General features: G+C 74.9%; 21 protein-coding genes and 1 tRNA gene. 7 read left to right on the plus strand and 15 right to left on the minus strand.

Annotated features, from left to right (window positions below):
- Nucleotides 1–92 precede the first annotated feature (92 nt).
- The 5 genes from D476_RS0123645 to D476_RS0123665 form a co-directional block, all read right to left on the minus strand.
- Complete coding sequence (locus tag D476_RS0123645; protein WP_017626397.1) at nt 93–674, minus strand: GAF domain-containing protein; 582 nt, start codon at nt 672–674, stop codon at nt 93–95.
- Between the two features lie 105 nt (nt 675–779).
- On the minus strand, nt 780–1,355 hold the full coding sequence (locus D476_RS0123650) for a GTP-binding protein (RefSeq protein ID WP_017626398.1): 576 nt from the start codon (nt 1,353–1,355) through the stop codon (nt 780–782).
- Entirely contained in the window at nt 1,333–1,701 is a 369-nt protein-coding gene (locus D476_RS0123655) for a DUF742 domain-containing protein (protein ID WP_017626399.1), read from the minus strand. Before D476_RS0123655 ends, D476_RS0123650 begins: the two co-directional genes overlap by 23 nt.
- Nucleotides 1,691–2,125 (minus strand): roadblock/LC7 domain-containing protein, encoded by a 435-nt coding sequence (locus tag D476_RS0123660; RefSeq protein ID WP_017626400.1) that lies wholly within the window; start codon nt 2,123–2,125, stop codon nt 1,691–1,693. Before D476_RS0123660 ends, D476_RS0123655 begins: the two co-directional genes overlap by 11 nt.
- 93 nt (nt 2,126–2,218) lie before the next feature.
- A complete protein-coding gene (locus D476_RS0123665; protein ID WP_026123799.1) occupies nt 2,219–4,096 on the minus strand; it encodes a sensor histidine kinase in 1,878 nt (625 codons plus the stop codon).
- Between the two features lie 281 nt (nt 4,097–4,377).
- Between D476_RS0123665 and D476_RS39820 the strand changes: the two genes are divergently transcribed.
- Nucleotides 4,378–4,500: a hypothetical protein gene (locus tag D476_RS39820; protein ID WP_275041567.1), complete on the plus strand. Its 123-nt coding sequence runs from the start codon at nt 4,378–4,380 to the stop codon at nt 4,498–4,500.
- Between the two features lie 320 nt (nt 4,501–4,820).
- Here the strand turns inward: D476_RS39820 and D476_RS36620 are convergent, their stop codons facing one another.
- Nucleotides 4,821–6,896, minus strand: a complete 2,076-nt coding sequence (locus D476_RS36620; RefSeq protein ID WP_449289415.1) for an AAA family ATPase — start codon at nt 6,894–6,896, stop codon at nt 4,821–4,823.
- Between the two features lie 2,292 nt (nt 6,897–9,188).
- Here D476_RS36620 and D476_RS0123675 point away from each other — a divergent pair.
- Together D476_RS0123675 and D476_RS0123680 are read left to right on the plus strand one after the other, a co-directional pair.
- Nucleotides 9,189–10,190, plus strand: coding sequence for an NAD(P)H-quinone oxidoreductase (locus D476_RS0123675; protein WP_017626402.1), 1,002 nt, complete (start codon nt 9,189–9,191; stop codon nt 10,188–10,190).
- Nucleotides 10,191–10,245: 55 nt separating this feature from the next.
- Nucleotides 10,246–10,773: a bacterial proteasome activator family protein gene (locus tag D476_RS0123680; RefSeq protein ID WP_026123801.1), complete on the plus strand. Its 528-nt coding sequence runs from the start codon at nt 10,246–10,248 to the stop codon at nt 10,771–10,773.
- Nucleotides 10,774–10,961: 188 nt separating this feature from the next.
- On the opposite strand, the gene serS is transcribed toward D476_RS0123680, so the two are convergent.
- Complete coding sequence (gene serS / locus D476_RS0123685; protein WP_017626404.1) at nt 10,962–12,227, minus strand: serine--tRNA ligase; 1,266 nt, start codon at nt 12,225–12,227, stop codon at nt 10,962–10,964.
- 58 nt (nt 12,228–12,285) lie between these two features.
- Between serS and D476_RS0123690 the strand changes: the two genes are divergently transcribed.
- Together D476_RS0123690 and D476_RS0123695 are read left to right on the plus strand one after the other, a co-directional pair.
- On the plus strand, nt 12,286–12,951 hold the full coding sequence (locus D476_RS0123690; protein ID WP_017626405.1) for a GNAT family N-acetyltransferase: 666 nt from the start codon (nt 12,286–12,288) through the stop codon (nt 12,949–12,951).
- Between the two features lie 72 nt (nt 12,952–13,023).
- Entirely contained in the window at nt 13,024–13,215 is a 192-nt protein-coding gene (locus D476_RS0123695) for a hypothetical protein (protein WP_017626406.1), read from the plus strand.
- A 127-nt stretch (nt 13,216–13,342) separates the two neighbouring features.
- Here the strand turns inward: D476_RS0123695 and pheA are convergent, their stop codons facing one another.
- The 7 genes from pheA to D476_RS0123730 form a co-directional block, all read right to left on the minus strand.
- Nucleotides 13,343–14,284: a prephenate dehydratase gene (pheA, locus tag D476_RS0123700; protein WP_017626407.1), complete on the minus strand. Its 942-nt coding sequence runs from the start codon at nt 14,282–14,284 to the stop codon at nt 13,343–13,345.
- 10 nt (nt 14,285–14,294) lie between these two features.
- Complete coding sequence (locus D476_RS0123705; RefSeq protein ID WP_239648809.1) at nt 14,295–14,783, minus strand: DUF4446 family protein; 489 nt, start codon at nt 14,781–14,783, stop codon at nt 14,295–14,297.
- A 39-nt stretch (nt 14,784–14,822) separates the two neighbouring features.
- Nucleotides 14,823–15,635: a glycosyltransferase family 2 protein gene (locus D476_RS0123710; RefSeq protein WP_017626409.1), complete on the minus strand. Its 813-nt coding sequence runs from the start codon at nt 15,633–15,635 to the stop codon at nt 14,823–14,825.
- Nucleotides 15,636–15,729: 94 nt separating this feature from the next.
- Nucleotides 15,730–16,080, minus strand: coding sequence for an STAS domain-containing protein (locus D476_RS0123715; protein ID WP_192826418.1), 351 nt, complete (start codon nt 16,078–16,080; stop codon nt 15,730–15,732).
- 60 nt (nt 16,081–16,140) lie between these two features.
- Nucleotides 16,141–16,614: an ATP-binding protein gene (locus tag D476_RS0123720; protein ID WP_239648810.1), complete on the minus strand. Its 474-nt coding sequence runs from the start codon at nt 16,612–16,614 to the stop codon at nt 16,141–16,143.
- 164 nt (nt 16,615–16,778) lie between these two features.
- Nucleotides 16,779–18,719, minus strand: coding sequence for a PAS domain S-box protein (locus D476_RS0123725; protein ID WP_017626412.1), 1,941 nt, complete (start codon nt 18,717–18,719; stop codon nt 16,779–16,781).
- Between the two features lie 40 nt (nt 18,720–18,759).
- Nucleotides 18,760–19,092, minus strand: a complete 333-nt coding sequence (locus D476_RS0123730; protein WP_017626413.1) for a rhodanese-like domain-containing protein — start codon at nt 19,090–19,092, stop codon at nt 18,760–18,762.
- 96 nt (nt 19,093–19,188) lie between these two features.
- On the opposite strand from D476_RS0123730, the gene D476_RS0123735 reads away from it, so the two are divergent.
- Nucleotides 19,189–19,662, plus strand: coding sequence for an SSI family serine proteinase inhibitor (locus tag D476_RS0123735; protein WP_017626414.1), 474 nt, complete (start codon nt 19,189–19,191; stop codon nt 19,660–19,662).
- 138 nt (nt 19,663–19,800) lie between these two features.
- Here the strand turns inward: D476_RS0123735 and D476_RS0123740 are convergent.
- A tRNA-Leu gene (locus tag D476_RS0123740) sits at nt 19,801–19,883 on the minus strand.
- Nucleotides 19,884–20,140: 257 nt separating this feature from the next.
- On the opposite strand from D476_RS0123740, the gene D476_RS0123745 reads away from it, so the two are divergent.
- On the plus strand, nt 20,141–20,902 hold the full coding sequence (locus tag D476_RS0123745; protein WP_192826419.1) for an FhaA domain-containing protein: 762 nt from the start codon (nt 20,141–20,143) through the stop codon (nt 20,900–20,902).
- Nucleotides 20,903–21,115 lie beyond the last annotated feature (213 nt).

Raw genomic sequence — 21,115 nt, forward strand, 5'->3', positions numbered from 1 at the left:
GACGACAGAGGAGCGCGGTGCCCCGCACCGCGCTCCTCGCGTGTATCCAGTGGCCGGTAGACGACCGCCGCGGCGGCTCCCGGCGTCCGCGCCTACTCGGCGGCGCCCTGCCGGACCTCCTCGCGCCGGTGGACCATGTCCATCAGCTCGGCGGCGCGCTCCTTGATCAGCTCCAGGCCGGGGCGCCCCCACGGCCGCGCCTCCCGGTCGACCACGCAGATCGTGCCGAGCGTGGTGCCGTCGCGGTCGATCAGCGGCGCGCCCATGTAGGACCGGATGCCGATCTCGTCGACCACCGGGTTCCCGGCGAAGCGCGGGTAGTCGCACACGTCGTCCAGCACCAGCGGCAGGCGGCGGGCCACCACGTGCGGGCAGTAGCCGTGGTCGCGCTCCATCACCCGGTCGGGGGTGTCGGCGGCGCTGGACTCGGTGCTGAGCACCGACCCGCCCTGGGCGCTGTCGGAGACGTACAGGCCGGCGAAGTACTGGTGGTCCTCCTTGATGAAGTTGACCATGGCGAACTGGGCTCCGGCCGCCTGGGCCAGGTCGCGGGCGAAGGCGTCGAACTCGGTGTCGGGCCCGGCGCCCAGGCCCAGCTCGTCCAGGCGCGCCACCCGTTCGGCGGCCTCCTGGTCCTCGGGGACGATGATGTGTCCTTCGGGTACGTCGGTCACGGGGGACTCCGTTCGGCAGGGTTTCGCGGTGCTGACCGGTCCCGGCCGGTGCCGGGCCGTACTGGGCGGTGTCGGGCCGTGCTGGGGCGTGCCGGGCCGCGGTTGCTAGGGCGAGGCGGGGACGGCGATCAGGTGCCGGACGAGGGCGATGAGCGTCTCGGTGGCCGAGCGGGCCACGCGGGCGTCGCACGTCAGCACCGGGGTCCCCGCGCCCAGTTTGAGCGCCGAGCGCACCTCCTCTGCGGTGTAGCGGTAGGCGCCGTCGAACTCGTTGACCGCCACCAGGAACGGGATGCGGCGGTGCTCGAAGAAGTCGACCGCCGAGAAGCAGTCCTGCAGGCGCCGCGGGTCGGCCAGCACGACCGCGCCCAGCGCACCGTTGGACAGCTCCTCCCACATGAACCAGAACCGGTCCTGGCCGGGGGTGCCGAACAGGTACAGCACGTGTGAGGGGTCCATGGTGATGCGGCCGAAGTCGAACGCCACGGTGGTGGTCGTCTTGTCCTCGACCCCGTGCAGGTCGTCGTGGCCCGCGCTGGCCGCGGTGATGAGCTCCTCGGTGCTGAGCGGCTCGATCTCGCTGGCGGAGCCGATGAAGGTGGTCTTTCCGACCCCGAAGCCGCCCGCGACCAGGACCTTGACGGCGGTCGGGAACGGGTCAGAGCCGTCGCTGTAGGCCATCGAGCAGGATCTCCAGTAGGCGTCTGTCGGAGGGGTCGGCGGCCGGGCGCGGCGCCTGGGCGGCCACCGCCCCGGCGTCGACCAGGTCGGACAGCAGGACCTTGGTGACCGCGGCGGGCAGCCGCAGGTGCGCGGCCACCTCGGCCACCGACGTCGGGCCCTTGCACAGCCGCAGGGTGCGGGCGTACTCGGGGGTCAGGTCGGACTGGCCCACCCGGCCGGTGGAGGCCACCAGCGACATCAGGTCCAGCCTGCGGGTGGGGGCGGTGCGGCCGTTGCTCACCGTGTAGGGGCGCACCAGGCGCCCCGCGTCCTCGTCGATGAGGGGCTCGTCGTCAGCGGCCATGTCCGCCCGCGCCGTCGGGGGCCGACCGGGCCGGGGTGGCCAGGAAGGGCCGCACGCTCTTGATGAGCTGGGACATCTCGTAGCCGAGGACACCGGCGTCGGCCTCCCGGCCGGCCAGCACCGCCAGCACCGAGCCGTACCCGGCGGAGGCGACGAACAGCAGCGAGGTGTCCAGCTCGACGACGACCTGGCGGACCGCGTCGCCGTCGCCGAACCGCACCCCGGTCCCGCGGGCCAGGGAGAACAGGCCGGAGGCGATGGCCGAGAGCTGGTCGGCGCCTTCGCGGTCCAGGCCGTGCGCGGCCTTGGTGAGGCCGTCCGAGGACAGCAGGACGGAGCTGCGGGTGTGCGGGACGCGCTGGACCAGGCCGCTCAGCAGCCAGGCGAGGTCCGAATCCGGACCCGGGGGCGCAGGGCTCACCATCGTGTGGGACTCACTTTCAAGAGGGACGGGGCACTCGAAAGATCGGACGGGCGTGCGGGGGCCCGCAGGACGGCCGCGGACCGGGAACACGCCTCAGGGGGCGGGGGTGCCGTCACCGCCCTCCTGCTCTGCGCGGCGGATCCCCCCCTGGTAGGCGGCCATGAGTCCGAGCGTCGGGGCGTCCTCGCCGGGGGCGCTCGGGGCGGCGTCGGAGGAGCGGCGCAGTTCGGGGGCGAGGTTCTCCTGGACCTGGCGTTCGGGGAGCGGGGGCCGCGCGGCGTTGTCCTGCGGAACCGCGGGGCCGACGGGGGGTTGGCCGCCCGGCGCGGGCGCCGGGGCCGCGGGCGCCTGGGGGGCGTGCTCCCCGGGGTTCCCGGACGGGGGCGGAGTGGGCCGGGCGACACCCGCGCGCTCGAAGGCCGACGAGATCGCCGACGGCTGCGCCGAGGGCATCGGCCCCGGGGCGGCGGGGACCGGCGCGGGGTCCGGCCCCGGGGACGGGTTCGGGGACGGGCCCGGCGGCACGGAGTCGGCAGGGTTCGGCACGGAGGGGACCTCCCCGTGAGGTGTGGACCGGTCGGCCGACGCCCCGGGGACGCGCTGCCCGCCGGTCGCCGCCGCCTCCTGGACGGGCCTGCGCCGCGGCCGCTCCTCGGCCGCTCCCAGCAGGGCGGACGGGAGCACGACCACGGCCAGGGTCCCGCCGTAGACGCTGGACTGGAGCTGCACCCGGGCGCCGTGCTTGCGGGCCAGGGTGGCCACGACGAACAGCCCGATGCGGCCGTCCCGCAGCAGCTCGCCGATGTCGACCCGGTCGGGCTCGGCGAGCAGCTCGTTCATCCGCCGCCGCTCCTCGGGGGGAACGCCCAGACCGCGGTCCTCCACCTCGACCGCGATGCCCGCGCCGACCTCCTCGGTGCGCAGCAGCACCCGGGTGCGCGGCGGGGAGAACTTGGTGGCGTTCTCCACCAGTTCGGCGATGAGGTGGATGACGTCGACGACGGCGCCGCCGGCCAGGGTGCCGCCGGAGGGCGGGACCACCTTGACCCGGGAATAGTCCTCGACCTCGGCCACCGCCGAGCGCAGCACCTCGTAGAGGTTGACCGGGCGGCTCCAGCGCCGCCGGGAGGAGGTGCCGCCGAGCACGGCCAGGCTCTCGGACTGGCGGCGCATGCGGGTGGCGAGGTGGTCGATGGTGAACAGGCCCTTGAGCAGGTCCGGGTCCTCGACCTGGGCCTCCAGCTCGTCGAGGAGGCCGATCTGGCGGTGCACCAGGGACTGCATCCGGCGGGCGACGTTGACGAAGACCTCGACCTGCTGCCCGGTGCCCAGGTTCGGGGTGGGCACGCTGTAGGGGGACGGGGCGCGGTGGCCCTGCGCGTCCGGCGCCGCCTCGGTGCGGACGGCGGGGGACGGGGCCGCGGGCCGCTCCGGACCCGCCTGCCCGGCCGCCTCCGCGCCGCCCTGCCGGGCGAGGTGGGCCCGGTGGGCGCGGACGGCGGCGTTCCAGGCGGCGGTCAGGGCCGCGCGCTGCTCGTGGGCCAGGAGGGTGAAGGCGTCGCCCCCGGCGGGCAGGCTGGGCTCGGCGACCGGCCGCACGTCCTCGCCGCGCTCGATGCGCGCGGACAGGTGCAGCAGGGCGCCGCGGGTGCGCTCGCTGCGGCGGCGGAGGGCGTCCGCGGCGCGCTCCACCCTGGTGGTGGCGCGCTCGGCCAGCAGGACCGCCCCGGCCATGACGAGGGCGGCGCAGGCACCGGCGGCGATGAGCACCACGGCCGAGGTCATGTCCGTGGGGGACGCGGTGAGCAGGGCCGCGACGGCGACGGCCGCGACGGCGGCGACCAGCAGGGCGGGGAGCAGGGAGATCCACACGTGGACCGAGCGGACCCCGCTCAGGCCGGCGTCGGGGTCGTCGCCCAGCACCGGTGGTTCCCCGGGGACGCCCGCGACGGTCGGGGGAGTTTCAGACATCGCAGTCCTCGGTCGCATGGGGGCGAATCGGCAACAGAGATCACGATACGACCTCTCCGGTCGTGCTGTGGACAATATTCATTGCGTCCAAGCGCAATTCACACGCCGTTGGCCGAGATGCGAAAACCCCTGCGGCTGCGCGCCTCCCGTGACCGGGACCGATACCGGAAGGACACGGCGACACGGGTTCTGGGCCCCCTTTTCAGAGCACCCCCGCGACCATTCCACCCGTCAGTCCGAAACCAGACACCAAGCGACATACCAGGCAAAAGAATCCACTCATGAGTGACCCATACCACTCCGCCCGGCGACCGAAGGAGACCCCGCCGGGCCCCGAGCCCACGGCCACCGAAGCGACACCCCCAGACCAGGGACGGGAGGCCCACGACAACGCCGCCGAGTAGCGGACACCCGAGACGACAGGTGGACGCGGGCCGCGTGCGCTGGGATGGCGTCCGCTGGAGCGATGGGACCCTTCGCGGCCACGAGCCCCCCAGCGGCGTTGTCGGCCCTCGGGCGTGTGCGTGGTCGCCGCGATCGGCGGCGACGGGAAGAGTTGGTGCGCCACTCGCGGTCCCCGGCCGGGCGGCGGGCCGGGGGCGGTGAGCGGGGCACCTGCCGACCCCGTCGTTCCGAAACACGGCGACCATCCGCACGCCCGCCACCCGACAGCGCACCGCCCGGGCCTCCTCTCGGGTGGCCCAGGCGGTACTCGGCGACGGGGTCAGCGCGGCCAGGCGAAGGCCTCGCCGACAGTGGCGGGGNTCCCCGGGGCCAGGCGGTCCAGGTCGACCTCGGCGCCCTCCTCCAGGTGGGGGTCCCACGGGACCCGGACCACGGAACGGCACCGGCTGGCGAAGTGCTGTTCCAGGCGGTCGAGGTCGACGCTGCTCTTACCGCTCGTACGCACCATCGACAGCACGACCACCGCGCCGCGCACCAGGTACCCGTACTCGTGCGCCTCCAGCCAGTCCAGGGTGGCGCTGGCGCTCCGCGCCCCGTCCACCGACGGGGAGCTGACCAGGACCACCTGGTCGGCCAGGCCCAGCACGCCCCGCATCGCCGAGTGCAGCAGGCCGGTGCCGCAGTCGGTGATGCAGATGGAGTAGTAGTGCTCCAGCAGCCGCGAGACCTCGCGGTAGTCGTTCTCGCTGAACGCCTCGGAGACGGCCGGGTCCCGGTCGGACGCCAGGATCTCCAGCCGGCTCAGCGCCTGCGAGGTGAACCCGCGGATGTCGGCGTACCGGGTGATGGTGTGCCGTTCGTTGAGCAGGTCCCGGATGGTCGCCGCCGTCTCCAGGCGCACCTTGTCCGACAGCGTGCCCCGGTCCGGGTTGGCGTCGACCGCGAGGATGCGGTCCCCGCGCAGGGAGGCCAGCATCGACCCCAGGGCCACCGTCGTGGTGGTCTTGCCGACGCCGCCCTTGAGGCTGAGAACGGCCACCCGGTGGTGTCCCCCGGCCACGTGCGTACGTGAACGCGCCACCAGCTCGTTGCGGCGCTTCTCGTCCGCCGACTCGCCGGGGTTGACCAGACCGAACGAGGCGGCGTGCACGGCGCGGCGCCACCCGCCGCCGGGCTTGCGCTTGCGGGGCCCACCGCGCACCAGCGACTCGGCGTCGAGCTCCTCGGCACTCGTGGCCTGCTGCTGCCCGACGACCTCGGGGTAGGCGGAGTAGCCCTGCCGCGGCTGCTGGTAGGGCTGCTGGGCACCGGTCGCGGGGCCGTACGGCTGCTGCGGTTGCGGCGGCGGCTGCACCGGCGCGCCCCACTGCCCTTGGGAGGGGGCGCCCCACTGCCCTTGCTGCGCGGGGTCCTGCGCGGGCTGGGGCCCTGTGCCGTAGGCGCCCACCGGAGGCTGGCCCTGGTCGGCAGGGGCGTAGGGGGCGGCCTGCTGCCCACCCCACTGGGGAGGCTGCCCCTGGCCGCTCGCGCGCTGCTGCGGGTGGCCCTGGTCGAGCGTCCCCTCGGCACCAGGGGCATACGCCCCACCGCCCTGCAGAGCACCCTGCGGACCCGTGCCAAAGGCGCCCACAGGCGGCTGCCCCTGATCACCAGCGGCGTACGGGTCAGCCTGCTGCCCATCCCACTGCGAAGACCGCCCCTCATAGGCATCGGCCACCGCATAACCCTCATCAGAAGAGGCAAGAGCCGCCCCCTCCTGCATCACAGGCTGCGGACCCGTGCCGAAGGCCCCCGCAGGCGGCTGGCCGTCCCACTGGCCGGGCTGATCCGCTCTCTCCGGGCCGACCTCCTGGATCGGTGCCTGGGGGCCGGTGCCGAAAGCCACCGTCTGCGGCTCGGCCTGGACGGCGTACTCCTCGCCGCCATCGGGCGCGAAGACCGTCGGCCCGTCCCCTTCCCACTCGTGAGAAGGTTGCGGCGCCTCACCGAAATACCCCTGGTCAGGACCGGCAGCCGACGCCCCCTGCTCTCCGTCGTCGGCGAACACCGGACCGGCGGCAGGAACGTCGGAGAACTCCTCCGCCGCCTGCCCCTGAACGGGCCCTTCCGACTCCTCCGGCGGGGCCTGCGGTCCCGGCACCTGGTAGACGGGCTGTGCACCGGTCTCGGACACCGGCACGACCGGCTCGACCCCGGAACCCCCCTCCGCCGAAGCCGGGTCCTGGGGCACGAAGGCCCCCGACTCAGGCTGGGCGGCCGACGGGAACTCGCTCCAGTCGTCCTCCGGCAGCGGCGCGGCATCGGGCAGCGGCGCCTCCCCGCCCTCGGCCTCCGCGCCGTCCGTCGCGTCCGCCCCTGCGGGATCGGCGAAATCGGCGACACCGTCCTGCTGCACGGGGGCTTCGGCGCCTGCCTCCGGTGCGTCCCACTGCTCCACGCCCTCGGAGTCCACGGCCTCCGGGGCAGGGCCCTCCTGGCCCACGGCCACGGGAGGGGCGGCCGCGGCCAGCGGAGGAAGCTGCTCCGGCTCGGGGACGTCGTCCCCGGCGCGCCGCTCGACCGCGGGCACGCCTTCGGCGCCCGCGGCGCCATCGGGCGCGGGCGCAGGTGCAGCGGTGCCATCGGGGTCAGGCGCGGGCGCGGGGTGGACGTCGTCGGCAGGCGGCGCCGTCTCCGCAGGCGGAGCCGCCGGGACGGCCTGCGCCTGGTGCGGCGCCGGGGGCTGCTGGGCCTGCGGCCCACCCGGACCGGGCTGAGGGCCAGGGGGCATCGGCGGCCGCCTCGGCGGACCCGGCTGCACCGGCCCGCCCTGCGGGGGCCGAGCCCCCTGCGGACCCGGCGGACCGTACGGACCCGGGTGTCGCTGCGGACCGCCAGGACCGGGCTGTGGACCGCCGGGGCCGGGCTGCGGGCCCGGCTGCGCAGGGCGCTGCTGCGCCCCTTGCTGCCCGTGTGGCCCTTGCGGACCGTTCGGCCCCTGCGGGCCGTTCGGGCCGGGGGGAGCAGGCCTGGGCGGACGGCCCTGCTGTTCCGGTGCGCCCTGCTGTGCACCGCCACGCGGTGCCCCGCCGGTGGGCGGGCCGGGCGGGCCCTGGGGCCCCTGCGGACCGGGCGGCCCCTGGGGCCCCTGCAACGTGGGCAGGACCACGGGAGGCCCCGGGTTCGGGGGGCCCTGGTACGGACCGTTGTACGGGGCTCCGTCCGCGGGCGGCGCGGGGCTCGCGTACGGAGCAGGCGGCTCCTGCGGAGGGTGCGGAGCCTGGGGAGCCTGCGGGGCTTGGGGAGGCTGCGGCTCCTGCGGGCTCTGCGGGGCCTCACCCGTAGGGGGACCCGGCGGCCCCTGGGGCCCCTGCGGGCCGGGCGGGCCCTGAGGCCCCTGGATGGTGGGGAGGACGACGACGGAAGGCGGCGCCCCGTACGGCGGCTGGGGCGGCTGCGCCCCGTTGGGGCCGGGAGCGACCGGCCCCTGAGGCTGGTCGTTCTGGACGTACTGCCACTGGGACCCAGGCTGCTGGTCGGCGGGTGCCTGATAGGGCGCGTTCTGCGGTACGGGCTGGGTATAGGGCGCCGGAAACGCCTGCTGCGGCCCCGGAGCACCACCGTTGTACGGAGCCCCGGGAGCCCCACCCTGGGCGGCGCCCTGGTGAGGGGCGGGATACTGCCCCGGCGCCTGTCCGCCCGGGGGGTGGACGACCTGCGTCTCGGAAGGCTGCTGCGCAGCCTCGCCCCCGCCCTCGGCGGCCTCGCCCCGCCTGGCCTGGTACTCGGGCAGGGCCTCCCACGGCAGCGCCGGTCCGCGCCGCGCCCCCTCCTCGGCGTGGGCGTCCCCTGCGTCCGCTCCCCCGGCGTCGGTCGGCTCCGGCTCGGGGTCGGGCTCGTGGTACAGGGGGTAGCCCTGCGACGCCTCCTGGTTCTCCGGGCCGGTGGGGACGGCGTAAGGCGGAGGCGGAGGCACTCTGCCGTCCAGGGCGTAAGGCGGGGGCGGGGCGCTCCCGCCGCCGGCGTCGACATCGTCCCCCGGCACGGCGGCCGCCCCATGGTCACGCCCGTCCTCCGGCGGACGCGGAGTGTGGGGCTCCGGACCGTCGTGATCTCTCTGTGCCACGGAGGTTCTCCTCAAGAAGCGAATCAGGGCGTGAACGTGCAAGCCGGGGCCGAGACCCGGAGGGGTCAGGGGAGGCGGGGGGTCCGGGCACCCAGCGTCGTCGGTTTTCTCACCTCAGTCAACAAAGATAAAACCCAGCGCCGAAGGCGTGACGCGCGGGCCGAGCCGCACTCATCTTCCCCTGTACGACAGGGGTTCCGGCCATCACGGTTCGCTCCGTCGGTCATCTTCCTCCCGGCCGTGTACGGCCCCGTGGTGGACCTTGCCTCACCTCCCCGTCCGTCTTCCGCCCCCTGCCGTCGCGCACCTCGCCCACCGGCACGCACACCGTTCACCCCTCGCCCCGTGCACCCCTCGCGGACCCTCCGTGAAGGCCCGCCTCGCCCTCCTCTCCCGTCGCTTCGGCACCCCTGTCGCGACGCCGCCCCCGGGGGCGACGCCCCCGGGCGCCTCCTCTCCTCCTCTCCTTCGGACGCGTCCCCGCCCCCTCCGGCTCCCGGCGCGGCGCGCACCCGAAGTGGTCGGAAGATCACGCACTCCCCCGGTGTCGTCCGCGCCCCCGCTCTGGGTAGCTTTCATGGCATGCACGCGATCGAGATCCTTGAGCCGGGCTCACCGGACGTCCTCGCCTGGAACGAGGTCCCCGACCCCGTCCCGGGTCCCGGGGAGGTCCTCGTCGACGTCGCGGCGACCGCGGTCAACCGGGCCGACGTCAACCAGCGCCAGGGCAGCTACCCGCCGCCCCCCGGCGCCCCCGTCTACCCGGGCCTGGAGTGCTCCGGGCACATCGCCGCCCTGGGCCCCGGCACCGAGGGGTCCGGGTGGTCCGTCGGCGACCCGGTGTGCGCGCTGCTCGCCGGGGGCGGCTACGCCGAGCGCGTCGCGGTCCCCGTCGGCCAGCTCCTGCCCGTCCCGGCCGGGCTCGGCCTGGTCGAGGCCGCCGCGCTCCCCGAGGCCGCGGCCACCGTCTGGTCCAACGTCTTCATGGTGGGCGGCCTCGCGGCCGGGCAGACCCTGCTGGTCCACGGCGGCGCCAGCGGCATCGGCACCTTCGCGATCCAGCTCGCCCGCGCCCGCGGCGCCCGCGTGCTCGTCACCGCCGGGGGCGGGGAGAAGGCGAAGCGCTGCCGGGAGCTGGGCGCCGACGCCGCCATCGACTACCGCTCCGAGGACTTCCCGTCCCGCGTCAAGGAGGAGACCGGCGGCGCCGGGGCCGACGTCGTGCTGGACATCATGGGCGCCTCCTACCTCGACCCGAACCTGCGCTCGCTCAACGTGGGCGGGCGGCTGGTGGTCATCGGCCTGATGGGCGGCCGCAAGGCCGAGCTCGACCTGGGCCGGATGCTGGTGAAGCGCCAGTCGGTGCACGCGACCACGCTGCGCTCCCGCCCCGTGGAGGAGAAGGCGGGTATCGTCGCGGGCGTGGCCGAACACGTGTGGCCGCTGGTGGAACGGGGCGAGGTCCGCCCGGTCGTGGACCGGACGCTGCCGCTCACCCAGGCGGCCGAGGCGCACCGGGCCATGGAGTCCGGCGCCCACGTCGGCAAGATCGTGCTCACCGCCGACCGGCGGGACGGCTCCTGAGGACCGCCCCGGAGGGCGGGGCCCCACGTACGACCATCCGCGAGTAAGGGTTGCCATGAACAACGGATTCAGCGAAGAAGAGCAGCCGCAAGTGCTCATCGTCGGCCCCGGCGGCCACGACGGCGCCGACGGCGGGGAGTCCGAGGAGGGCGAGGGGCAGCGGCCGCTCAGCGAGATGGTGGAGCAGCCGGCGAAGGTCATGCGGATCGGCAGCATGATCCGCCAGCTCCTCGAAGAGGTGAAGGCCGCCCCGCTGGACGAGGCCAGCCGCGCGCGCCTGCGGGAGATCCACACCAACTCGATAAAGGAGCTGGAGGACGGACTCGCGCCGGAGCTGGTGGAGGAGCTGGAGCGGCTGACGCTGCCCTTCACCGACGGCAACACGCCGAGCGAGCCGGAGCTGCGCATCGCCCAGGCCCAGCTCGTGGGCTGGCTGGAGGGCCTGTTCCACGGGATCCAGACCACGCTGTTCGCCCAGCAGATGGCGGCCCGCGCCCAGCTGGAGAACATGCGCAAGGCGCTGCCGCAGGGCCAGGAGCCGCAGCAGGGCCGCCCCGGCCCGGGATCGGGCCCGTACCTGTAGCGGTACCCGGCTGGAGCGGCACCGGCGGGCGCCGTCCGCGTGCGGCCGAGTGCGCCCGCGTACCGCCGCGGGGCGAAGGGGCACCGCCGAGAGGCGCCGCCGCTGAGAACGGTGAAGGGGGCCGGTCCCGGGACCGGCCCCCTTTCGCGTGCTTCGTGTGCGCGGGACGCCCGCCCGCGGCCGCCGCCTCAGCCCTTGACGGGCTCCAGCACGTCCAGGCCGACGTAGGGGCGCAGCGCCTCGGGCACCACGACCGACCCGTCGGCGCGCTGGTGGTTCTCCAGGATCGCGACGATCCACCGGGTGGTCGCCAGCGTCCCGTTGAGCGTCGCGGCGAACCGCGGCTTGCCGTCGGCGTCCCGGTAGCGGATGTCGAGCCGCCGCGCCTGGAACTCGGTGCAGTTGGAGGTGGAGGTCAGCTCCCGGTACCGCCCCTGGGTGGGGATCCACGCCTCGCAGTCGTACTTGCGGGCCGCGCTCGTGCCCAGGTCGGCCCCGGCGATGTCCACCACCCGGTAGGGCAGCTCCAGCTTGTCGAGCATCTCCCGCTCCCAGGCGAGCAGCCGCAGGTGCTCCTCGTGGGCGTCCTCGGGCCGGGCGTAGACGAACATCTCGACCTTGTTGAACTGGTGCACCCGGATGATGCCGCGGGTGTCCTTGCCGTAGGACCCGGCCTCGCGGCGGAAGCAGGACGACCACCCGGCGTAGCGCAGCGGGAAGGTGTCGGCCTCCAGGATCTCCCCGGCGTGGTACCCGGCCAGCGGCACCTCCGAGGTGCCCACCAGGTACTGGCCGTCCTCGGCCAGGTGGTACACCTCGTCGGAGTGCGCCCCCAGGAAGCCGGTGCCCTCCATGGTCTCGGGCTTGACCAGCACCGGCGGCACCATGGGGGTGAACCCGGCTGCGATCGCCTGCTGCAGGGCCATGTTGAGCAGCCCCAGCTCCAGGCGGGCGCCGGGGCCGGTGAGGAAGTAGAAGCGGGCGCCGGAGACCTTGGCGCCCCGCTCGGTGTCGATGGCGCCGAGCATCTCGCCCAGCTCCAGGTGGTCGCGCGGGGCGAAGTCGAACGCGCGCGGCGTTCCGACCTCCTCCATCACCACGAAGTCGTCGACGCCGCCCGCGGGCGCGCCCTCCTCCACGATGTTGGGGACCCCGGCCAGTGCCTGCTCCAACTCGCCGGAGAGCCGCCCGGCCTCGGCCTCGGCCTCCTTGACGTCCGCGGCCAGCCCCTTGGCCTTGGCCAGCAGCTCCTCGCGCTCCTCGGGGGAGGCCTTGGAGACGGACTTGCCGACACTCTTCTGCTCGGCCCGCAGGGTCTCGAAGCGGGACAGCGCCGAGCGGTGGGCGGAGTCCAGCTCCAGCACGCGGTCGACGACGGCGTCGTCTTCCCCGCGGGCCCGCTGCGAGGCGCGGAGGCGGTCAGGGTCGTCTCGAAGAGCGCGGAGGTCGATCACGTGTGCAGGGTACCGCCCCTGCGGGAGCGCCGCCCGCGCGCGGCGGGAGAATCACCGGATGAACCTCGACCACTGGCCCCTCTACGGGCTGCGGCTCGCCACGCCCCGGCTGGAGCTGCGGCTGCCGGACCTGAAGGAGTTGGACGCGCTCGGCTCCGTGGCGGCGGCCGGGGTGCACGCCCCCGACCGGATGCCGTTCCTCATCCCGTGGACCGACGCGCCGCCCGATGAGCGCGCCCGCAGCGTGCTCACCCATTTCTGGAAGACGCAGTCCGAGTGGCGCCCCGGCGCCTGGGCGCTGCAGCTCACCGCCTTCCTCGACGGGGCGCCGGTGGGCATCCAGGAAGTGTCCGCCACGGATTTCGCGGTGACGCGCGAGGTGTCCACCGGCTCCTGGCTGGGCCTGCCCTACCAGGGCCGTGGCCTGGGCACCGAGATGCGCGCGGCCGTACTGCACCTCGCCTTCGCCGGGCTGGGGGCGGATTCGGCGCGCACCTCCGTGCTGGACGGCAACACCGCGTCCCGGAAGGTCACCGAGAGGCTCGGCTACCGGCCCGACGGTTCGGTGCGCGTGGCCGTGCGCGGAGAGCCCCGCACCGACCACCGCTTCGTGCTGGACCGGGCCGACTGGGAGCGCAACCGCCCGGTGGAGGTGCGCACCGAGGGGGTCGAAAGGTGCGCCGCGATGTTCGGCGCGGAAAAATTGCGCGGAACCGCGTCATAGGTCCGGGGTCGCGGGGTCTCTACAGGTGACGGCGGGCCCGGACCGCCGCGCCAGTCAAGGAGGAGGGACCCGATGACCCTGACCTGGCCGATGAAGCCCCTCGGCGCCATGACGGCGGCCGAGCTTCTGGCGGCGCTGGAGCAGCTCGACGCGGTGGCCCCCGATGACGAGGCCCTGGAGGCCGCCGTGCGCGCAGAGCTGATGCGCGCGATGAACACCGGGCGCACTGAGCGCATTGAACGCGCGGTCGGGCTTCAGGCCTGATCGCGGGCGCGGGCGCCGGGGGTCCCCGGGGCGGCTGTGCGCAGGGGAAGGCGCAGCCGGCCGCCGGAGGGGGACGGGGACCCCGGTGGCCGCGCACCCATGCCCGCGCGGGCCGGGGCGCCGTCTCTCAGACCCGGCCCGCGCGGATGTCCTCCAGCCACCGGGCGGCCTCCTGGAAGTCGGCCTCGGTGGTGCGCGCGGGCAGGAACGGGGTCAGGTCGGCGGTCTCGTCGGCGCGCGGGTAGCTGCCGAGGAAGCGCACGTCGGTGCAGATGCGGCGCAGCCCCATCAGGGCCTCGCCGACCGCGGCGTCGGCGACGTGCCCGTCGGCGTCGACGCAGAAGCAGTACCGGCCGAGCCCGTCGCCGGTGGGGCGGGACTCCAGGCGGGTGAGGTTGACCCCGCGCACCGCGAACTGGTCGAGCAGCTCGGCGAGCGCGCCGGGGCGGTCGTCGGACAGGAACGCCACCAGCGAGGTGCGGTCGGCGCCGGTGGGGGCGGGCGGCGGGCCGGGCCGGGAGAGCTGGACGAACCGGGTGGCCGCCTCCGCGCGGTCGCCGATGCCCGAGGCCAGCGCGGCCAGTCCGTAGCGCTCCCCGGCGATGCGGGCGCAGATCGCCGCGTCGTAGGGCGATCCGGGCTCGGCCACGGACTGGGCCGCGGCGGCGGTGGAGGAGACGGTGTGCAACTCGGCGTCGGGCAGGTGGCGGGAGAGCCAGCGGCGGCACTGGGCCAGCGCGTGCGGGTGGGTGGCGACCCGCTTGACGTCGCCGACCGCCGCGCCGTCCCGGGCGAACAGGGTGAACTCCACCGGGACCGCGGCCTCGGCGGTGATGAGCAGCGGGTCGCCGTTGATCAGCTCGGCCATGGTGGTGGGCACCCCGCCCTCCACCGAGTTCTCCAGCGGCACCACCCCGGCGTCGGCCTCGCCGCGGCGCACGGCGCCGAACACGGCGTCCACCCCGGCGCAGGGCATCAGCTGGGCGTCGGCGGCCTCGGGCCGCAGGGTGCGCAGGGCGGCTTCGGTGAAGGTGCCCTCGGGGCCGAGGTAGGCGTAGCGGTTCGGCATATGTCGCAGGTTACCCCGGGGGCGGGGGTGCGCCCGCGGCGCGCGCGCCGGGCACCAGCGGGCGGACGGCGCCGCCCTCCCCGGGGGCGGGGAAGGACCCGGCGGACTCGGTCTGCTGCCCCATGCGGGCGGCGCGGATGGCCCGGTACTCCTCGGGGGAGAGCTCTTCGGCGGCGCGGCCGCCCTGCACCGCCTTGGCGTAGGTGCGCGACTCGGTGCGCCCGTTGATGGAGGTGACGACGATGCCGTCGCCGGCGGCGTTGAGCAGGGCCAGGGAGAACGAGCGGGCGCCGGACATCTCCTCCAGCGCGTCGTAGCGGACCACGCCGACGTCCCGGACGGCCCGGACGTCGACACCGCTGCCTTCGGGGAGCAGGCGGTGCACCAGGGCGCGGCAGTCGTCGGCGGCCCTGCGGGTGCGCCAGAGCGCGTACCCGCCGACCGCCAGGCCGCCCAGGCCCGCCAGAACGCCGACCGCGGCGAGGATCGAAGTCAACACGGTGCGAGCGTACCGCTACACGCGGATCTCGGAAGGTGACTACCGGTAATCTCTACGGCGACTTTGCTGGATTTTTCGCGAAACGGACCTTATGGCCCGCGTGGCGTCGCGTCCGGCCCGGCGCGCCCTCCGGGCCAGCGCCGGGCCCAGCTCCCGCGCGGCCAGGGCCCGCCCCACGTCGGTGAACTGGCGCGCCCGGTGCACCTGGGCGCGCAGGTCGGTGCCGGTGGCGCGGTGCTCCAGCGGCACCTCCACCTCCACCACGCGCAGGCCGGCGTGCAGCACGTCGATGGTCAGGCCGGTCTCCACCCCGAAGCCGTGTGCCAGCGGCAGCGCGGACTCGAACGCGGCACGGGTCAGGCAGCGCTGGCCGTTCAGCGGCTGTTCGGGCTCCCACCCGGTGGCGCGGCGGATGCCGTCGCGGGCCAGGCGCACCACGAAGCCGTGGCCGCCCAGGCGCATGCGGGTGGCGGGGAACAGGGCCACGGCCATGTCGGCGTCGCCGCGTTCGACGGGGGCGATCAGCGGGGCGGCGCCGACCGCGCTGGCGCCCAGGTCGGCGTCGAGGAAGAGCAGGTGGCGGTGGCGGGGCGGGGCGCCCCCCGNCCGCACCCCCTCGGCGCCGCTCTCCATGGCGGCGCCCTTGCCCCGGTTGCGGGCGTGGCGCAGCACCCGCGCCCCGGCCGCCAGGGCGGCCTCGGCGGTGCCGTCGGCGGATCCGTCGTCCACGACGACGACCAGGTCCACGCCGGGCAGCCCGCGCACCGCGTGCACGGTGGCACCGATGCGCTCGGCCTCGTCCTTGGCGGGGATCACGGCCGCGACACCCGGCCGGTGCTCGGCACTGCCCATCGGCGCCTCCGGAAGGTGCGGGCCTGGCGGGACTCTCGGCGCCCGGATCCGCACCGGCGCTCGGCGCGCCGGTCCGGCCGGGAGCGGCGGTGCGCTAGGGCGTGGTCGTGGGGGCCTGGTCCGGCACGCCGGTGGAGTCGGCGACGGTGAAGACCCCGTCGAGGCCGGTGACCTCCAGGATCTTGGTGACCGCCGGGCGGGGCGCGGCGAGCACCAGGTCACCGCCCTGCTCGCGGGAGCGCTTCATGGCCGACAGCAGCACGTTCATGCCCGTGGAGTCGCAGAACTCCACCCCGGACATCTCCACCACCAGGCGTCGTGCCCCGTCGTCGAGCGCGTCGACGAGGGCGCTGTGCAATTGCGGTGCCGTGTACAGGTCGACCTCACCGCGAACGGTTACCACCGCGTGATCCGCGTGAGACTGACTCGATATCTTCAACTCCACAGTCGTGACTGTAGCGGCACGGCGCGGAGCTGGCCACCTGGTGACCGGTGTTTCGCCTCATCACCCGGACATCACGCGCGTTCGGGAGGATACGAACGCCGGGACCGCGCCGTCCTCCCCCTCGCCCAGCTCCAGGACCGCCCACACGGTGGTGACCGAGCCGTCCACCTCGGTGCCCCAGCGGCGGGCGAGGTGCTCGACGATGCCCAGCCCCCGGCCGCCGAGCGCGGAGGGCGAGGGGCGCGCGATCCGCGGCAGCGTGGGCGCGCCGCCGTCGCGGACGCGGATCTCCAGGCGGACCCGTCCCGAGGCGGCGGTCTCCACGTCCCAGCCGACCTGGACCGACTCGGGCGGAAAGGGCGGGGGCAGCGGGGAGGCGTGCCGCAGGGCGTTGCTCAGCAGCTCGCTCAGCACCAGCGCGGCGTCGTTGACGCGGGGGGCGTCCAGGCCGCCCTCTTCGAGCTCGGTGCAGAGCCGCTGCCGCGCGCTGGTGACACTCGACGGCGCGTACGGCACGAGTACCGCCCTCGCCATGTCGTCCTCCCGTATCTCGCCCCGCACACCGGCGGCACAGCAGCCGTCCATTTCGCGCCCCGTCTCCCGAAAAACTCGGTCCGTCTTTCGCCGGTTATCGGCAAAGCATCGGCTTTGACGCCCGCCAGGGCCGAAATGCCCCGTTCACGGGGCGGGGAAACACCTCAGCGCCCCTGGTCCGGGCCTTCGTCCGGGTCTGGCCGCGCACCCTCCGGGACCGAAACCCCGCCCTCCCCGGCGCCCCCGGCCTCCGCACCGCCCCGACGGGGCGCCGAATGTAATGTCAGTCTCATCCGCGTCCCAACGGTGCGTGCGGACGCGGTCACGTCCCCGCCCTGCGCGCGGGCCAGGCGGCGCACGATGTACAGCCCCAGCCCGATCCCGCCGAACCGGCGCCGGTCCCCCGCCTCGCCCTGGACGAACCGGCCGAAGATCCGCTCCTCGTCCCCGGGGGCGATGCCCACCCCCTCGTCCTCGACGTCCACCACCAGGCGGCCGCCGTCGACCCCGGCGCGCAGCCGCACCCGGCCGCCGTCGGGCGAGTACTTGAAGGCGTTCTCCAGCAGCTGGCCCAGGATGACGTCGGTGGCCACCGGGTCGCCCAGCGCGGCGGGCAGCGGCTCGGGCGCCTCCAGGCACAGGGTGTGCCGCGGGGAGAAGGAGGAGAAGGCCCCGGCCGCCTCCTCCAGCAGCCGCCGCAGGTCGAACGCCTCGGCCCCGACCCGCAGGTCACCCCCGGCGGCCGAGCCCAGCAGCAGGTTCTCCACCAGCTTGGCCAGCACCGAGGAGCGCTCGGCGATGGTGCGCACCGCGTCCTTGCGGGCCGCGTCGTCGAGCTGCTCCCAGCGCCGCACCAGCGTCCCGGCGAACCCCTGCACCACGGTGACCGGGGTGCGCAGTTCGTGCCCGGCGGTGGCCATGAAGAGGTCCTTCTCCTCCTCCAGCTCCTTGGCCTGGGTGACGTCCCGAAAGTCGACCACGCGCTCCTCGGTGCCGGAGATTCCGGTCACCAGGATCTCCACCCAGCGACCCCCCGGAAGCCGGTGCCGCACCGAGGCGCCCTCCCCCTCGGGCAGCGGGAAGGGCGGGCGGCACCCGGCCGCCTGCGCCGCGGGGACCCCGGTGAGCTCGGCGGCGGCCCGGTTCCACTTGCGCACCCGGCCCTGGCCGTCGAGCACCGCGATGCCGTCGGCGCTGGACTCGACCACCGCGTGCTCCTTGGCGCGGCGGCGCGCCATCTCCTGGTAGGCCATGGCGTTGCCCAGGGCCACCCCGGCGTGCGCGGCGAGCAGCTCCAGCAGTTCCAGCTCCACGTGGCCCACCCTGCGCCCGCTGTACAGGGCGTACAGGGCGCCGTAGGGCCGCCCCTGCACGGAGGAGACCCCCAGCGCGATGGTGTGCAGGCCGTCCAGGTCGGCCCAGATGAGGTCGTCGAGGCTGCGGGTGTCGTCGGTGGCGAGCAGCACCGAGCGGCCGCTGCGCAGCAGCTCCCCGAACAGGCTCGTCTCCAGCGGCGCGGTGTACCCCAACAGGCGCTCCGACAGCCCGCTCAGGCTGACCAGGCGCAGCCGGTCGCCCTCGATCAGCGCGAAGCCCCCGGCGTCGGCGCCGGTCAGCTCGGCGAGGCTGCGGGCGATCCGGTCCAGCACCGCCCCCAGGTCCAGGTCGGCGTTGATGTCGGCGGCCACGTCGGTCAGCCGCCGCACCAGCCGGGCCCGCTCGGCCGCGTGCGAGCGCAGCTCCCCGTGGTCGGCGTCCCGGCGGAACACCTGCAGCCACCCGGCGGGGCTCCCGTCGGCGGCGTGCAGCGGGCCGGTGTCCACCCGCACGTCCACCGCGGTTCCGTCGCGGCGCAGCCGCCGGGTGAGCACGGAGACCGGCTCCCCGGCGCGGGCCCGCTCCAGCACCGCGCGCTCCTCGGCGAGCAGCTCGCCGGGGACGATCGGGGCGGGGCGGCCCAGGGTCTCGGCGGCCGACCAGCCGAACAGCCGCTCGGCCGCCGCGTTCCACGCCGCCACGTGCATCCGCGCGTCGACGGCGACGATCGCGTCCGGACAGGACGCCAGGACCGCGTCGGCGCTCACGTCCGGGCCATCGGGGATCACCCGGCCATAGTGCCACCGCGCGGCCCGCGGATCACGCGGGTCAGACCACCTGGGGGTCGGCGCCGCCGTCGGCCTCCATCGGGCGGCCCGCCAGCGCCCAGGCCTGCATGCCCCCGGCGACGTTGGCCGCCTGCCACCCGGCCTCGTTGAGCGCCTGCACCGCCTGGGCCGAGCGGCCCCCGACCCGGCAGACCACGTACACCTGGCGGTCCCGGGGCACCTCCCCCGCGCGCGCGGCGAGCTCGCTCAGCGGAATGTGCACCGCCTGCGGCGCACGGCCCGCCCGCCACTCGTCCTGCTCCCGCACGTCCAGCAGGTACCCGTCCTCGGGAACCGTGCCGACCTCGACCACGGGAACGCTCTGCTCGAACACCAGGGACTACCCCTCATCACGACGTCGGTTGGCCGGGGCCGCCGGGGGATCGCACGGCGGTGGGAACCGCCCGCGGGCGCCCCGCGTCCAAAGGGTATGCGCACGCATTCCCTCGCGACCGCGCTGGTCCGCTCAGGCGCGCTCGCGGCCGTGATCGCCACGGCCGCCGCGTGCGGAGGGACCACGGTCACCACACCGGAAGACGAATCCGGCTCCGGAGGACAGGACTCCGCGGCCGCCCCGACGACCGAACTGACCATCGAGATCACCTACGCCGACGACCCGCCCGCCGAGGGCGGCACCGAGCCCAAGGACTGGACCCTCACCTGCGGCCCCGCCGGCGGCGACCACCCCGACCCCGAGGCGGCCTGCGCCGACCTGGACGAGGCCGGCGCCGAAGGCTTCGAGGAGGTCCCCGAGGACCAGGCCTGCACCTACGAGATGGGCGGCCCCGAGATCGCCGAGGTGGAGGGCCACGTGGGCGGGACCGACGTGTCCACCGAGTTCAACAAGTCCGGCGGCTGCGAGATCGCCCGCTACGAGGAGATGGGGGCCGTGCTGACCCCCTGACCGGTCCGGCCGCCCCGTACCGGGGCCGCTTCCGGCCGCACCCCCATCGCGGCGGGCGCCCTGCGCACCGGCCCGGCTCCGGACACACGAACGAGGGCCCCGCTCGCCGGATCTCTCCGGCAGCGGGGCCCTCTTCTGTGGGCGAGGAGGGATTTGAACCCTCACGTCCTTTCGGACACACGGACCTGAACCGTGCGCGTCTACCGTTCCGCCACCCGCCCGAGTGACATATACATGGGGTGTCCCCTTGCTGCGGCGACCCGGACCTCCGCGGTCCTTCCCGGCGCCGTCCGCTTGGCGACAGGAAAAAGACTAGCACGGCCCAAGGACCGCTCCGCACACGTTTTCCGCGGGGCCCACACGCCGCCCCGAGTACGCACACCCCTCGGAAGGCGGTGCGGCCGACGCACGTGAAACAGTGGACGCGGTTACCCGGTTACGATCGTTCTAGACCGGAGTGGAGTAAGGGAGGTACCTCGTGGGAGTGCTCCAACGCTTCGAGCGGCGCCTTGAGGGCATGATCGAAGGCACCTTCGCGCGGGCCTTCAAGTCCAAGCTCGAACCCGTCGAGATCGCCAGCGCCGTGCAGCGGGAGATGGACGAGCGGGCGGCCATCGTCGCCCAGGGGCGCACCCTGGTCCCCAACGACTTCATCGTCGAGCTGTCCGCGGGCGACAGCGAGCAGATGGACGCCATGGCCGACAGCATCGGCCAGGAGCTCGCCAAGCTGGCCCGGGACTATGCCACCGAGCAGGGCTACTCCTTCGTCGGACCGGTGCGCGTGCACTTCACCTCCGACGCCGAGCTGCAGACGGGCCGCTTCCGCATCCGCTCGGGCGTGGTGCGCGGCTCCACAGTGGAGAGCGGCGAGATCCGCCGCCCCGTGGGCGACCCGCCGCGCGGCGCCGAGTCCGCCCCGGGCAAGCCCCGGCTGCTCATCTCCCCCGGCGGCGCCGCCACCGAGGGCACCACCGCCGGGCAGGGGATGCAGCAGTCCTTCGAGCTCACCACTCCGGTTACCCTCCTGGGCCGGGGGACCGACTGCGACCTGCGGCTGGTGGACAACGGCGTCTCCCGGCACCACGCGGAGATCCGCCTGGAGGACGACGAGGCCGTGCTGGTCGACCTCGGCTCCACCAACGGCACCTTCGTCAACGGACAGCAGGTGCGCCGGGTCGGGCTGGTCGACGGGACCCGCATCAGCCTCGGCCGCACCACCATGACCTTCCGCCGCGACTGACCCCGGCGCCGCGGCCGGACGCGGCGCCCCGGAGGCGCCGCGCGATCCGGCCCGGAAAAAGGGCGAACCGAACGCGCCCCCGCTGCGTCTGTAAGGGGGCGGAGCCCGCCGGGGACGGTCCGGACGGCCGCCACCGCGGAGAGCAGAAGAGAGGGAACCGACCAGGAGCTTCCGGGTCCGTTGGGTTTTTCCGACACGATCTCCTAGGGTTCG

It is taken from the genome of Nocardiopsis chromatogenes YIM 90109 (assembly GCF_000341185.1).
Lineage (GTDB): Bacteria > Actinomycetota > Actinomycetes > Streptosporangiales > Streptosporangiaceae > Nocardiopsis_A > Nocardiopsis_A chromatogenes.

Excerpts from the sequence above, each read along its gene's own strand:
- D476_RS0123735 (WP_017626414.1), top strand. The coding sequence starts at position 19,189 with ATGCGCACGCATTCCCTCGCGACCGCGCTGGTCCGCTCAGGCGCGCTC.
- pheA (WP_017626407.1), bottom strand. The coding sequence starts at position 14,284 with ATGCCGAACCGCTACGCCTACCTCGGCCCCGAGGGCACCTTCACCGAA.
- D476_RS0123690 (WP_017626405.1), top strand. The coding sequence starts at position 12,286 with ATGAACCTCGACCACTGGCCCCTCTACGGGCTGCGGCTCGCCACGCCC.
- D476_RS39820 (WP_275041567.1), top strand. The coding sequence starts at position 4,378 with ATGAGTGACCCATACCACTCCGCCCGGCGACCGAAGGAGACCCCGCCG.
- D476_RS0123675 (WP_017626402.1), top strand. The coding sequence starts at position 9,189 with ATGCACGCGATCGAGATCCTTGAGCCGGGCTCACCGGACGTCCTCGCC.
- D476_RS0123660 (WP_017626400.1), bottom strand. The coding sequence starts at position 2,125 with ATGGTGAGCCCTGCGCCCCCGGGTCCGGATTCGGACCTCGCCTGGCTG.
- D476_RS0123720 (WP_239648810.1), bottom strand. The coding sequence starts at position 16,614 with ATGGCGAGGGCGGTACTCGTGCCGTACGCGCCGTCGAGTGTCACCAGC.
- D476_RS0123680 (WP_026123801.1), top strand. The coding sequence starts at position 10,246 with ATGAACAACGGATTCAGCGAAGAAGAGCAGCCGCAAGTGCTCATCGTC.
- D476_RS0123655 (WP_017626399.1), bottom strand. The coding sequence starts at position 1,701 with ATGGCCGCTGACGACGAGCCCCTCATCGACGAGGACGCGGGGCGCCTG.
- D476_RS0123665 (WP_026123799.1), bottom strand. The coding sequence starts at position 4,096 with ATGTCTGAAACTCCCCCGACCGTCGCGGGCGTCCCCGGGGAACCACCG.
- D476_RS0123695 (WP_017626406.1), top strand. The coding sequence starts at position 13,024 with ATGACCCTGACCTGGCCGATGAAGCCCCTCGGCGCCATGACGGCGGCC.
- D476_RS0123650 (WP_017626398.1), bottom strand. The coding sequence starts at position 1,355 with ATGGCCTACAGCGACGGCTCTGACCCGTTCCCGACCGCCGTCAAGGTC.